The 15,478-nt window shown below is 36.7% G+C and carries 6 protein-coding genes and 1 tRNA gene; 2 read left to right on the forward strand and 5 right to left on the reverse strand.

The annotated features are described in order from the left end of the window. The first annotated feature begins 214 nt into the window (after positions 1–214). Complete coding sequence (locus AB1410_08035; GenBank protein ID MEW6456642.1) at positions 215–3,571, forward strand: DUF5107 domain-containing protein; 3,357 nt, start codon at positions 215–217, stop codon at positions 3,569–3,571. Positions 3,572–3,598: 27 nt separating this feature from the next. Here the strand turns inward: AB1410_08035 and AB1410_08040 are convergent, their stop codons facing one another. The 4 genes from AB1410_08040 to AB1410_08055 all read right to left on the reverse strand — a co-directional run bounded on the left by AB1410_08040 (position 3,599) and on the right by AB1410_08055 (position 7,040). After that, positions 3,599–3,898: a hypothetical protein gene (locus AB1410_08040; GenBank protein ID MEW6456643.1), complete on the reverse strand. Its 300-nt coding sequence runs from the start codon at positions 3,896–3,898 to the stop codon at positions 3,599–3,601. A 315-nt stretch (positions 3,899–4,213) separates the two neighbouring features. After that, positions 4,214–4,286: transfer RNA gene (locus AB1410_08045), tRNA-Thr, on the reverse strand. Positions 4,287–4,342: 56 nt separating this feature from the next. Continuing rightward, complete coding sequence (locus AB1410_08050) at positions 4,343–6,457, reverse strand: glycoside hydrolase family 3 C-terminal domain-containing protein (protein ID MEW6456644.1); 2,115 nt, start codon at positions 6,455–6,457, stop codon at positions 4,343–4,345. Positions 6,458–6,521: 64 nt separating this feature from the next. Beyond that, positions 6,522–7,040 carry a peptidylprolyl isomerase gene (locus AB1410_08055; protein MEW6456645.1) on the reverse strand — a complete coding sequence of 173 codons (519 nt, stop codon included), beginning with the start codon at positions 7,038–7,040 and terminating at the stop codon, positions 6,522–6,524. Positions 7,041–7,522: 482 nt separating this feature from the next. Between AB1410_08055 and AB1410_08060 the strand changes: the two genes are divergently transcribed. Further along, the gene (locus AB1410_08060) at positions 7,523–12,193 is read left to right on the forward strand and encodes an LAGLIDADG family homing endonuclease (GenBank protein ID MEW6456646.1); all 4,671 of its coding nucleotides are present in this window, start codon (positions 7,523–7,525) and stop codon (positions 12,191–12,193) included. 18 nt (positions 12,194–12,211) lie between these two features. Here AB1410_08060 and AB1410_08065 read toward each other — a convergent pair whose 3' ends face one another. Next, entirely contained in the window at positions 12,212–15,298 is a 3,087-nt protein-coding gene (locus AB1410_08065; GenBank protein ID MEW6456647.1) for a family 10 glycosylhydrolase, read from the reverse strand. Between the last annotated feature and the right edge of the window lie 180 nt (positions 15,299–15,478).

Consider the following 15,478-nt stretch of genomic DNA (forward strand, 5'->3'; position numbering starts at 1 on the left):
ATCTTTATACTCAAATTTTATCTTTGGAGAGTTTGAGAGGAAATCCTCTCAAAGGAGGGGCTGTCTCCTTCTTAGACAGCCCCTCTGCTCAGCGAAGCGTCTAAGGAGATCTTTCTCCCATAGGGAAAGTGTCGTGTCACATCAAAACAACAAAAGGCATTTAGGTGACACGACACTAGATTCAATTATTTCAATTGATTATTGGAGGAATAAAATGAAAAGTAATAAATTCCTGACGATAATTTTACTGATTGGAATAATCCTTATCAGTCCCTCAGTTCTTGTTTTGGCTAAATCTCCAGTAAAAATATGGAAAGAGCATCTTATAATTCCAACTTATTTAGTAGACGAGCCTGATTTAAATCCTATTTTTTATACTGGAAGAGCTTACCAGGGAGCCAAGGGTCCTGTTTACCCTTATCCATTATTGGATAAGCTGACTGATGTCCGTAAGAATAAAACTTACAATGCAATCTATCTGGAAAACAAATATGTAAAGCTCTGTGTTCTTCCTGAAATAGGTGGGAGAATTTTTTCTGCTGTAGATAAAACGAATAATTATGACTTCTTCTATCATCAGCATGTGATTAAACCTGCCCTTATAGGCATGCTCGGTGCTTGGATTTCTGGTGGTGTGGAGTGGAATTTTCCCCACCATCACAGAGCCACAACCTTTATGGCAGTTGACTATACATTAAAAGAAAACCCTGATGGCAGTAAGACCATTTGTGTAGGAGAAATAGAACTTCGACATAGAATGAAATGGGTGATTGGCATAACTCTCTATCCTGATAAGTCTTATGTAGAAGTTACTGTTAAACTTTTTAACCGTACCCCTTTCGCCCATTCTTTTTTGTACTGGGCTAATGTTGCTGTCCATGCGAATTCAGAATATCAGGTAATCTTCCCGCCAAGCACGGAGTATGTAACTTTTCACGGAAAAAATCAGTTTTCAGAGTGGCCAATTTCATACAGTGTGTTTAACAATGTCGATTATACAAACGGTGTGGACATCAGCTGGTGGAAAAACCACCCTGCTCCGACATCTTTCTTTGCCTGGAACAGTAAAGAGGATTTTTTAGCAGGATATGACCATGGGAAAAAAGCAGGTGTTGTGCATGTGGCTGACCATAACATCGTCCCTGGAAAGAAATTCTGGGAATGGGGAAATGGTCCCCAGGGAAAAATGTGGGATAAAATCTTAACCGAAGCCGATGGCCCTTATGGGGAGCTCATGGTTGGAGCTTACTCAGATAATCAACCTGATTACAGTTGGATACAACCGTACGAGGTTAAAATTTTTAAACAGTACTGGTACCCAATTAGGCAAATTGGCAGTGTAAAAAATGCAAACATGGAGGCTGCTGTTAACTTAGAGATAACTCCAGAGAATATTGCGAAGATAGGATTTAACACAACATCAGAATACAAAGATGCAAAAGTATTGCTTAAAGCGGGAGAGAAAGTAATCTTTGAAAAAATATTAACTGTAAATCCCGAGAAGCCCTTCTGGAGAGAAATTGCCCTCCCTTCCGGAGTAAAAGAAGAAGACGTACAACTTTCTTTATTTTCTTCAGAAAATAAAGAATTAATTACTTATAGACCTGTTAAAAAAGAAAAATCCCCAAAGCCAGAGGTGGTGAAACCTCCGCTTACGCCTAGAGACATAAAAACAATCGAGGAGCTTTATCTCACTGGACTGCGTCTTGAGCAATTTCACAATCCAGCTTTAGAACCATATCTTTATTATGAGGAGGCATTAAGAAGAGACCCTGATGATTATCGAGTCAACACTGCCCTTGGAATTCTTTTTTGCAAAAGAGGAATGTTTAAAGAAGCAGAGGAAAAGCTCAATCGGGCGATTAACCGAATGACAAAAAATTATACAAGCCCTAAAGATATGGAAGCCTACTATTATTTAGGGTTAGCTTTGAAGTATCAAGGAAAATATGAGACTGCCTATGAGACATTTTATAAAGCCACATGGAGTCATGCGTGGCATTCAGCGGGATATTACTCCCTGGCAGAACTTGCATGTCAAAAAGGAGATTTTTTAAAAGCGTTAGAATTTCTCAACCGTTCCATTTCTACCAATGCTTTAAACACAAAAGCGTTAAATTTAAAGGCTGCGGTGCTTAGAAGAATGGGACAGTTTGAAGAAGCAGAAAAAATAATTTCCCAGACTCTCGTGATAGACCCATTAGATTTCTGGGCAGGAAATGAGCTCTATCTTGTAAAATCCATGATAGGATTGGAAAACGAAGCTTCCAAAGAAATGAAAGTCTTGAAGGAAATCATGAGAGAAAATGTTCAGTCTTATCTGGAATTGGCTGTTGACTATGGAAATTGTGGTTTTTTGGATGAGGCAATCGAAATTCTTTCAAGGCTTATTGACTCAGATAAAAAAGAACCCAGGACTTATCCGATGATTTACTATTATCTTGGTTATTTCTGGGAGAAAAAAGGAGGTATAGAGAAAGCTCTTAGATATTATCAGCTCGGAGGCATGATGCTCACTGATTACTGTTTTCCCTTTCGATTGGAATCAATGGATGTGCTTCAAAATGCTTCGAAGAAAAACCCCCAGGATGCTCGAGCTCCCTATTATCTTGGAAACCTCCTCTACGATATTCAACCAGAAAATGCAATAAAGGAATGGGAAAAATCCAGGAATTTGGACGACACATTTTCAATTGTCCATCGAAACTTAGGCTTAGCTTATGCTCGAATCCACAATAATATTCCAAAAGCTATTACAAGTTTAGAAAAGGCAGTTTCCTGTAACAATAAAGACCCAAGACTCTATTACGAATTAGACTTACTCTACGAAGCAGGAGGAGTATCTCCTGAGAAAAGAATGGAACTTATGGAAAAAAACCGTAAAACAATCATTAAACATGACGATGCTCTTTCTCGAGAAATCATTCTTTATGTTCAGTTAGGAAAATATGATAAGGCTATCGATTTACTGAAAACTCATCATTTCCATGTATGGGAAGGCGGGGGCAAGATTCATGATGTATATGTCGATGCCCATTTACTGAGAGGAGAGAAAAAATTTAAGGAAAAAAAATATTTTCAAGCTCTCAAAGATTATGAAGCAGCCCTTGAATACCCTGAAAATTTAGAGGTGGGAAAACCATACCGAGATGGGAGGTCTTCTCAAATCTTCTATTTCATCGGAACTGCTCATGAAGCTTTAGGCGAAAAAAGAAAAGAAAAAGAGTTTTATGAAAAATCAGTGGCTGAAAAACATGGTTGGTCAGAGATCTCCTATTATCAGGGACTGGCATTTCGAAAACTCAGTCGGGAAGATGAAGCAAACAAGATATTTGATGGATTGATTAAATTCGGAAGAGAAGGACTTGAATCCAGCCCATCTCTTGATTATTTTGCAAAATTTGGAGAAAAACAATCTGAAATGGCCAGAATAGCAAATTTTCATTATCTAATCGGCCTTGGATATTTAGGAAAAGGTAAAAAGTCAGAAGCTAAGTCCGAGTTTGAGAAAGCTCTTGAGATAAATCCCAACCACATTGGAGCCAGAATTCAATTATCAGCCCTAAAATGAAAGCTGGAGAAAAGTCAAATCTAAAAATTATTCGCCGCTCTTAGAAGCAAAAGCCTTACTCTTAATCAGATCCACTGCAAAAATCAGAATTGCTAAAGAGCCAAGAATTGCGGGGATAATATATACTTCCTTATAATTTAAGCCTTCCCACCAATGACCAAATACAGGTGAACCTAACCATGCCCCGAACCACCCAATGATTACCTTAGAGAAAAAGGATACTAACCCTGGCCTGACATAATACTTAAAACCAAAATGCAAAATCGCAGAGACAACCAAGCTGATAACCAATAAAGTAAGAAAACTAATGAAATCTATCCCAATCATCTTAAACCTCCTTTTCTTCGACTTTTATTTTTATATCCTAAAAATTTATTTTAGTCAAATCTCTGTATAAGTTAAAGACATTTGCGACATATGTCAAGTCTCAATTAGATAATCAATCAGTGTCTTATTCCCCACCGACTTGTGCTCTCGCTTAGTGTTATAATAGATCAGATATTCTGCCAGCTTCTGATTGAATATCTTGTCTGTCCCTCTTTTGTCCAATCTGGACAAAAAAATTTCGATTTTGGCTCACTTTACCCTATTTTGACAAAAACCGAGGAAGGACAGAAAAGCTTATCAGAAAAGGATTTTCAAAGCCGATGGAGAGATTCGAACCCTCAACCTGCTGATTACGAATCAGCCGCTCTAACCATTGAGCTACATCGGCATCTCTTTTTATTTAACAATTTATTTGGATTGATTTCAATACAAAATCCAAATCCATTATTTTAGCACGAATTTGCCTTTAAGTCTTATATCTTGCGAGGAGCTCCCTATTAATACTTCAAACTCTCCTGGTTCAGCTACCCAATCCTTTCTGATTTCATCGTAAAATGAAATTGCTTTTCTCTCCAGGGTGAAGCTTATCGTTTTTGTTTCTCCGGGCTTCAGATTAACTTTCTTAAATCCCTTCAATTCTTTAAAAGGTCTTTCAACGCTTGATTCCACATCCCTTATATAAAGTTGGACTACCTCAGCGCCTTCTATTTTGCCTGAATTTTTTAAATCAATTTTTACGTTAACAACTTCATCATCTGAAATAGCATCTGGAAAGATTTCAATATTATTATATTCAACAGTAGTATAGGATAGACCGTGACCAAAAGGAAAAAGAGTTTTAATATTTTTTTTATCAAAGTAACGATAACCTACGAAAATTCCCTCTGAATAAGACGTTTCTCCATCTTTTCCAGGATAAGTAAGATACGCTGGACAGTCTTCCCAGCGTAATGGAAAAGCTACCGGTAATTTTCCCGATGGATTATAGTACCCAAACAAAATATCTGCTATTGCATTCCCCCCTTCTTGCCCTGGATACCAGGCTTCGACAACAGCTGAAACTTTGTCTATCCATCTGTTCATTAAAACAGGTGAACCGGTATTTAACACAACTACGACATTTTTATTGACCTCAGAAATTTTCTCAATCAACTCATTCTGACACTCAGGTAAATTTAAGTCTTTTCTATCAAAGCCTTCACTTTCAAATTGATTTGAGAGCCCTGTAAATATAATGACCATATCAGATTTTTTTGCAGTAGTCACAGCATCAATAAAAAGTTCTTTCGGGGAAATTTCATCTTCAAGTTTACATCCTAATGAGTAATTAATTTCTACATCATTGCCGATCTTTTTCTTTAAGCCTTCTAAGGGACTTATCGAATAAAACGGACTCACTGCTGAACTACCGCCACCTCCGTGTCTATTGATTGCCGCGTTCGGACCTATTACGGCAATTGATTTCATTTTCTCGATATTTATGGGTAAAATCTTTCTCTCATTTTTCAAAAGAACTACCCCTTCCCTTGCTGCCTGTAAAGCAATTTCTCTGTGTTCCTTAGTATCAAGGGCTCCTCTATCCAGATTTGACTTTCCATCAAATAGCCCAACTAAGAACATCACTCTTAATATCCGTCTGACTTTATCATCGATTATCGATTCTTTTACTTCCACGCTCTTAACGGCTTTTAATAAATCCTCACCAAAGTAAATTCTCTCAGGCATTTCTAAATCAAGCCCAAAGTTTGCCGCATTTATTGTGCTGTGAGTTGCGCCCCAATCGGAGACAACAAATCCTTCAAAGCCCCACTCATTTTTTAGAATATCATTCAATAAGTGATTGTTTTCAGTGCAGTGAAAGCCATTTACCTTGTTATAGGCAGCCATAATTGACCAAGCCCTTCCTTCTTCAACAGCAGATTGAAAAGCAGGAAGGTAAATTTCTCTTAAAGCTCTTTCATCAACTTTAACATTTATTGAATGTCTTTCCCATTCTTGATTATTGCATGCATAATGCTTAGGAGTTGCAATAACACCTTGCTCCTGAACAATTTTTACATAAGAGACAGTCAATCGAGAAGTCAGATAAGGATCTTCTCCAAAACTCTCAAAATTTCTCCCACCCATGGGAACTCTATTAATATTAATGCAGGGACCTAATAACATATGTCTTCCTTTTGCTTTGACTTCTCTTGCAATAGCCCAACCGATTCTGCTTATTAATTCGGTGTCCCAACTTGCCGCCATTCCGATTGAAGAAGGAAAACATGTAGATTTATCCCATCTCACACCCACAGGCCCATCACACATTCTTATGGAAGGAATGCCCAGCCTCTCAACGGGATTGGTTTCAAATCCCTTGCCGCTCAAAAGAGTGATTTTTTCTTCTAAGGTCATCCGCTTTAACAACTCTTCGACTCTATTCTCCATAAAAAGTTCTGGATTTTTATATAAAAGAATTTTTCCATTCTGAGATGAATAAAGACTTATTAAAAATATTGATAGAATTAACGCCAAACCCGTGGATAATCCTGATTTACTTTTTGGATATAAATTCATAAATCCTCCTCCAAAACAAATTAAATTATATCCAGCCTTATTGTGCAAAATCAAATCCTTATCCTTATTGAATTGGAGGTGTGATTTTTTGAGGCTCTGGAAAATCTTTTCCTTTCAAATCTAATGTTATACTCTTTATAATAGGAGGCTTTAAAGGTTTATCTCTGTTATCTCTTGGAAGAGATGCTATCTTGTGTGCCACATCCATACCTTTGATAACTCGACCAAATGCACTGTATTTTCTATTAAGATGGGAAGCTCGTCCAAGTGTGATAAAAAATTGACTTCCCGCACTGTCAGGATGAGAGGATTTTGCCATTCCAACAACTCCTTCTTCAAAGGGAATGTCGTTAAATTCTCCCTTAATGCTGTACGATGGCCCTCCTTCACCATTTCCAATAGGGTCGCCACCCTGAATCACAAACCCGGGAATCACCCTGTGAAACGTTAGTCCATCATAAAACTTTTTCCTTGCCAAGTCGATAAAATTATTTACTGTATTTGGCGCCTTTTCTGGATATAGCTCTATTACCATCTGGGAACCATCCTTCATAATAATTGTAGCAACAGGGTTTTCAGGCATCTTTTTCTTCTCACCCGCGACCAAAACCATAGAAAGAGCGATAAAGAAAATTGCAGATTTCTTAATTATGTCCATAAAACCCTCCTTTTTTATCATAAAACTCCAAGTTTTTCTTAAAGAATTACTCAGCGTTTGTCAAGAAATCATGAGAATTTTTCCTGATTTTATGTTCGATAACGAAAGAAATAGCAATTATTTTAGCGAATCTCGTCATAAATCAATAAAAATCAATTAATATAAAAGCAATAAATAATTTGTAGGGCAACCCTTTAGAGCCTGCCCCAAACCTTGCCCTGAACTTATTTCATGGGTTGATTCGGGGGTTGCTTAATGCAAGGCTAAAGCCTTGCCCTACATGTCAATTTATTTAATTCGTTTGTATTAGTTAAATAATTTTTGAAGAAAATAAAAAATCTCTTGACATACTAAATATTGTGGTATAAATTAAAAAAGCACAATAAATTGAGATAATAGGAGGTAAAATGGCAAAACCTGTTTCCTTTTCTGAGAATGCATTAAGGATTTTAAAAGCCCGTTATTTTATGAAAAATGAAAATGGAGAATTAATCGAAAAAACCCCTGAGCAACTTTTCAGAAGAATAGCAAAGTACATAGCAAAGGCAGAAAAAAGTGAGAAATTGAGAAAATTCTGGGAGAAAAAATTCTATGAAATAATGATAAATAAAGATTTTATGCCAAACTCCCCTACTCTTACAGGAGCAGGAAGAGATATGTGTCTGAGTGCATGCTTTGTTTTACCGATAGAAGACTCCCTTGCATCTATTTTTGAAACTGTAAGAAATGCTGCTCTTGTTCATAAAGAAGGTGGGGGAACCGGTTTTGATTTTAGCAGATTGAGACCCAAAGGAAGTTTTGTTAGAAAAACACAGGGAATTGCCTCAGGTCCTATCTCGTTCTTGAAGGTCATCGACGCAGCCACAGAGGCAGTTAAGCAAGGAGGATGCGTTGCTCCTGAAACCCGAATTTCAACAGAAAAAGGCTTTGTTGAAATAAAAAATCTTGGACCCGAAGACAAACCTGGTTGGTATCCTCTTAAAATAAAAGTTATGACTGATGAAGGTGAAAGAGAAACAGATGAATTTTACAATAATGGTGTCGCTCCTGTTAAGACAGTGATAACAGAATGTGGCTACCATATTACAGCTACTTTTAACCATAGAATTAGAGTGATTGATGAGAATGGAAATTATGTATGGAAAAAAATGGAGGAGTTAAAAGAGGGTGATTGGGCAGTTTTACAGAAAAATTCATACTTTGAAAATGATTTCAACTTTCCTGAATTCATTGAACAACCTCATTGCAATTCAAAGAAAATTAAAATACCTAAAAAACTAAATCATAATTTAAGCGAACTTTTTGGGTATTTTATTGGAGATGGATGCTTTCATAATGGAAGATTAATCCTTTCAATTTCTCATTCCCAAATTGATTTAAAAGAACACTATGAAAATATTATGAAAGAGGAATTTGGAATTGATGGAAGAATTGAGCAAAAACAAAATGATAAAAGTATTAAGCTCATCTTTCAAAGTAATTTACTTGAGAAATGGTTCGATCTTATCGGGGTAAAGAAAGAAAATGCTTTGAAAGCAAGAATTCCTGAATTTATTTTTAAGACAACGAAAGAAAATGCTGCTTCATTTTTGAGAGGATTGTTCGATGCAGACGGAACAATTTCGAAAGAGGGTTATGTAGAAATCTCATCGGTGTCCGAGGGGTTGATAGATGATGTTCAAATGTTACTGCTCAGTCTTGGAATTCCTTCAAAAAAGAGATCTCAGGAAGACAGAAACAATAGCTTCGGAAAAAATCCCATTTGGCGACTCAGAATTATCACCCTAGAAGGATATAACAAATTCAGAGAATTAATCGGATTCACAAGTATAATAAAAAAAGAAAGATTAGAAAATATCAACCTGAAACCTTGGGAATTCAACGATATCATTCCTAATCAGCACTATTTAGTTGCGTCTTTATATAGATACACAGGAAGAGGCTGTTCCGCTGGAAGAACAAGTAGAGGTGCTGACAGAAACTTATACAGAGACATTCAACACTATCTTCCAGGAATCTCTGCTCAGAGAAATTTGACTCGATCAAGGTTAGCCTATTTAATCGAAAAGCATACTAAATTAAAAGAATCTAAACTTTTTTTGCTTTTTACCAAAAATCAGTTTTACGATAAGGTTAAAGCTATAAAAGAAGGCAAATCTCTTACGTTAGATCTCTCAGTTCCAGGAAATCATACATACATTGCAAATGGATTTGTTAGCCATAATACAAGACGGGGTGCTAACATGGGGATATTGAGGGTTGACCATCCTGATATCGAGGAGTTTATCACAATGAAACGCGATGGAAAAACTCTCACAAATTTCAATATATCGGTAGCAATTACAGATAAATTTATGGAAGCATTAAAAAATAATGGAGAATATGAAATTGTTAATCCCCATACTGGAAAAATTGTTGAGAAAAAATCCGCAAAGAAAATATTCGACATGATTGTCGAATCTGCCTGGATGATAGGAGACCCGGGTCTTGTCTTCATCGACAGAATCAACCAATTAAACTCAACAAGAGAGTTAGGAGAAATCCGAGCCACCAATCCTTGTGTTACTGGAGAGACTCTCATATCCACAGAAAAAGGGTTAGAAAAAATGAAAGAACTTGTTGAAAGATCCACAAGGGAATCTGTTTACATCAGCACAGATAATAGAGTTCCAATCGAAGTCTGGACTTCAAATGGATTGATGAAAATTTCCCAGGGAATAGGAATTTCTCAGAGAAGAATCACTAAAGCCTGGAAAACAGGTATCAAGGAAACATTCAAGTTAATAACAGAATCAGGATATGAGGTGGAAGCTACTGAAGATCATAAATTCTTAACCCCAGAAGGCTGGATAGCTCTAAAAGATATCATACCAGGCCATCACAAGGTATTAATCCAATCAGGTTCTGGAAAGTTCAACGAGAATTCTAAGCTTCCATTTAAATTCGACAATATATATCTCGGTGATAATGGAAGAATTTACAGATACAATTTTCCTCGGGAATGGTCAAAGGAACTCGGTCAGGTGCTTGGCTGGCTTGTCGGAGATGGCTGGCTTAGAGATGGCTGGCTTAGAGATGGAGATAAAAACTGTAGAGTTGGGTTTTCATTTTCTAAGAAGGATAGTGAAATTCTAAATTATCTTAAACCGATTTTAAATCAAATGTATGGTGAAGAAATAAAGGAAGTTACGAGAGAAAATGGCGTGACACATCTCTCATATCATTCCAAGTATTTTGTGGAATATTTTAAAAAATTAGGGGTTAAGTCGGTCAAGGCTGAAGAAAAAGAAGTGCCGAAAAGTATTTTCACAGCTACAGAGGATGCCGTAATTGGGTTTCTACAAGGATTATTTTCAGCAGATGGAACGATAGGACTTAATGAAAAAATCAAAGATAAATATGCTAGACTTACATCAAAATCTAAAAAACTTCTTAAAGGAATTCAAATTCTTCTCCTCAACTTAGGAATACGGTCAAAAATTTACCCAAGGCACAGAAAAGAAAGGATTGGGTTCAACTACATTACTAAAAAAGGAACAGAAAAATCCTATAGATTGGATGGAGTTCTTTATGAGTTAAACATCGCTTGTGAAAGCATAGAAAGATATTTAAATAAAATAGGGTTTCTATTAAATAAGCAAAAAAATAAAATTGAAAAAATTAAAAAATATGGATTTAAAATTGATAAATTTGAAGATCAGGTTAAAGAGATTAAATATACAGGGAAGCAAGAAGTTTATGACCTTACAGAGCCCATAACATTGAGTTTTATAACAAATGGCTTAATATCATTGGATTGCGGTGAACAGCCTTTACATGACTATGAATCCTGTAACCTCGGCTCGATTAATTTAGCCAACTTCTGGGATGAATCGAAAAAGGAATTTCAGTGGGAAAGGTTTGAAGAGGTTATTAACACTTCTGTCAGATTTCTGGACAATGTAATTGATGTAAATAAGTATCCTCTTCCCCAGATTGAATACATGACAAAAAGCAACCGAAGGATTGGATTAGGAGTAATGGGGTTTGCTGACCTACTTATAAAGATGAAAATAAAATATGATACTGAAGAAGCAATTGAAGTGGCTGAAAAGATAGCTTCTTTCTTCCTTAAAAAATCACTAAAAGCAAGTGAGAAATTAGCAGAGGAAAGAGGTAACTTTCCAAACATAGACAAATCCATCTATAAAGGGAAAAAGATGAGGAATGCAACGACTATTACGATTGCTCCCACTGGCACAATATCGCGAATTGCAGGATGTTCTTCATCGATCGAACCAATATATGCATTTGAAATGGTATCAAAGATTATCGATTCAGAAATTAAAGATGTCCATCCACTATATGAAGAATGGAAAAAAGAAAATCCGGATAAACCTTTGCCTGATTATTTCATTACCGCCCATGAGATCTCACCTGAATGGCATATAAGAATGCAGGCAGCCTACCAGCGTTTTGCCAATAACGCCGTTAGTAAAACGATTAATCACCCTAATTCTGCGGCAAAAGAGGATGTGGAAAAGGCGTATATGCTTGCTTATGACCTGGGTGTTAAAGGTGTTACGATATACAGGGATGGTTGTCGGGCTGAACAGGTTCTCTACAAAGAAGCACCTCCTGAAGGAAAAAAGCTTGCTCCCATGGAAAGGCCAGATTCACTCTATTCAGTAACTGACAAAATAAAAACTGGATTTGGAAACCTATACATCACGATAACATATTTTATGGGAAAACCCTTTGAAGTCTTTGCATCAATTGGAAAAAGCGGATATTCCACTATGGCAGACGCAGAGGCATTGGGAAGACTGACTTCGCTCTGTCTCAGAAGCGGCATAGAACCAAAAGAGATTATAAGTCAATTAAAAGGAATAGGTGGTTCAGAACCCATATTCCACAATGGGCACCTTGTTCAGTCAATTCCGGATGCAATTGCTCAGGTTCTTGAACGCCATATAGGAAAAGTGGAAACTCAGGGCAGAAAAGACCTTAATGCTTTGAAGTGTCCAATCTGCGGTGCATCGCTTCCCGATGAAAAATGTCCTATCTGCATAAACTGCGGCTGGACCCGCTGCACATAAATAGGAGACTTTGATTTTTCAAAATCCTATCCATAAGAATATCTCGAGGGAGCTATTTGAGCCTTTCTCAGGGTCATGGTTAAATTCTGAAAAAACACCGAATTCGAATATTTTCCAGAAATAAGAAAATCCAACATTAATGGAATATCCTGGTTTTCGAAAATTCTCCATAGGAAAAGAACTCTCTGCCTGAAGAGTGATTAAGAAATCACCAGTAAGCTTCTGAATCCCTGTGCCGAGCATCATCTCGAAGAAAGGAGAATTAGAAGGTCTTAGAGGCTTCCACAATTCCATATCTCCATAGAATTCCCAAAATCCAACTATATTCTTACCGATACCTAAACTGAGAAAACCTTCCTGGGCATGATGGGATTTGGTGGAAGATATTCCAAGATTTGTGTAGAGAAAATATGCAGGACCTAATGGAAAATCCGCCTCGGCAATAAACTCCGCTTCGCTCCTTTCTTTAGAGCTGATTTCCCCTCCTATGTCATAGAAACCTGAACTGTATACATTTAAATCCCATTTTCTGAAAGAAGATGTATAAGAAATTTCACCACTGGTTCCTATTGTCTTTCCCAAAATATCATAGGATGTCCCAAAGGAAATCTCTCTTTCTCCCTGCCTTCTTAACACAGTTCCGAATATTCTCTTAGGTTTTTTAACTTTTTTCTCTTCGGAAGCCCTTTCATTTTTCTTAATTTGTATTTCATCTTCTTTCGTCTTCAAAATTATAATGGCAAAAGTTTTTATTTCCGGGATTATAAAAGATATCTTCTCTTTATCAGATGAAAATTTAATTTTCTCTACTTTTCCATCTGGAGATTTTTTCAAAACCTCTATTACTTTCAATGGGATGTAAAGGTCTACCTCTATGTTCTTTAAAGGTTTCCTATCAAGATCCACCACAGAAAAACAAATAAAATCTTTTCCCTCTCTAAGCTCAGCGATTACCTTATATTCTTTTTTAAATTTTATTGGAGAAAAATTAATATCTTTAAGTTCCCTTTTGGTTAAGTCCTTCAATGGATTTTCTTTTCTAGGATTTCCAATACCATCATAATTTCCACTTTCTCCAATGATTATTATCTTTCTTCCCTTTTCAGTAAATTTCTTTATAACATCAATAGTATTATCTTCGAGATAATTGGCCTCAGGAAGAATAAGAAATTTGTATTTTAAAAGGGTTTCCAGGGAAAGGCCATTCTCCACAACTATATCAAATGGGATGAAATTTCTATGAAGATAAAAGGAAGTCTCCCTGTAAGTCTTAAAATGTTTAGAATCACCTAGTGTCATATCACTTAAACACCTTTTGTTATTCTGTTGTGACATGACACCTTCCCTATGGGAGAAAGATCTCCTTAGACGCTTCGCTGAGCACCCCCCAGACATGGGGAAGCCTCTTCCCCATACCCCTTCAGTGTGCTTTATGAGAAATTGTTTATTTGAGAAGATATTTATGGGGCAGCACACTATATCATAGAAATCACCTTCTCCTCTATCTCCAAAATCTCTGCTTCTTGAAGAATAGAGGAGAGCCACTTCAGCCATGGACCTGGACTTATAAAAATATTTTTCATTCTCCTTTATCCATGAAAAAATTCTTTCCCTGTATTCATCTCCTACTGTTTCAGCCATAGAAGGCCCTTGAGTTTCATAGTAGTTTGCTCCATTGGAGATAATTATTCCTGCCATTCTTTCAGCATCGTCAGGTTTATAACCATAAGTCAAAATCCATGAGGGTTTTTCTCCATCGCATGCCCTGGCAAATTTTATCATTGTGGAAAAGGCTACCCATTCTTTTAGAGATGCTTCTTTCATTCCTTTCTCTCCCAGATCCACCCTGTCCCCGATTGTTGATACTTCATGGCCAGTATAGATATCCTTTACGTCAAAGAACATTGCTGGATCATTAGCATAAAGAGTAGACCCAGGAGAGTCTCCATTCCAGTTCTCTTCAAAAACTACAATTTCAGGGTTGATTCTTTTGGCTTTTTCTTTAATTTCTACGAGAAATCCCTTGATTTTTTCATATCTCCACAGGATCCATCTTCTCCATACATAATCATCCCAGTTCTCCTTCCTTGGAGTTTCAAACCCTGTTTCTTCTTTAAATCTTCTTTTGCTGTAAGCATCATGGGAAGGCCATAGATTTTCATGATGACCTATGGAATGCTGAAGATAGACTACATCATTCCAGATTCCATCCACTCCAGTTTTTACTATCTCCTCCACTCTTTTTAAATAGAACTCTTTATAGGGAGAACATGGGGAAAGCCATGCATCGTATTCTCCTTTCTCCAGCCAGTGTTCCTCTTCAGAGGAAATATCATTAAAGGCAATTGGCTTTCCTTCTATTGAAATCTGCATCCAATCAGGATTTTCCTTTGATGGTTCTCTTCCTTTACCAGTTACCTCAAGCCCTGTAAGATACCAGACCACTTTCAAACCTTTCTCATGGGCTTTTTCAACAACTTTTTTTATTAATTTCAGGTTTTTCTTGAACTCATCTTCATCATGCCAGGCTGAATAATCCCAGCCGATTGGACAATCGGCAATGAGCACACTCACATTTTGCTCTTTAAAGGATTCAAGAGCCTCATCAATCTCTTTATCGCCCTCATCAGGCTCAACAGCGTATCCGGCAATTCTTGCTTTATAAGCCCATTCTGGTGTCGTGTCACCTAAATATCTATCGTTATCTCTTTGTGACACGACACCTTCCCTATGGGAGAAAGATCTCCTTAGACGCTTCGCTGAGCAGAGGGGCTGTCTAAGAAGGAGACAGCCCCTCCTTTGAGAGGATTTCCTCTCAAACTCTCCAAAGATAAAATTTGAGTATAAAGATAAAAAATTTAATTTTCTTTTGGGGTTATAAAGGGGGTATTTTAAGTCCCCCTTCAAGAGAGGCTGTCCAGACTTTTCAGACAGCCTCAAGTCTCTTCCCCATACCCCTTCAGTGTGCTTTATGAGAAATTTTTTATTTGCGAAGATATCTATAGGACAGCACACTAGCAATGATCTATCGATTGAGGGAGAGGCAATATAAAAAGATAAAAATAAAATGAAAAAACATGCTATTCTTTTAGATATTTTTTTCATTTTTTTTCCTTCTCAATATAGATATAATCTGTAAGTAAGTAAAGTTTTTTATAGTAGAAATTAATTTATTATTCTCCGAGTAGCAAGGTTAAAGAGGTCAACCATTTTCTGAGCGATATATTTATAATTTGACATTAGTGGTCATATACAATACAATTTTTTTCTATTGAATAAAATTAA

This window comes from Acidobacteriota bacterium, assembly GCA_040756905.1.
GTDB lineage: Bacteria > Acidobacteriota > Aminicenantia > JBFLYD01 > JBFLYD01 > JBFLYD01.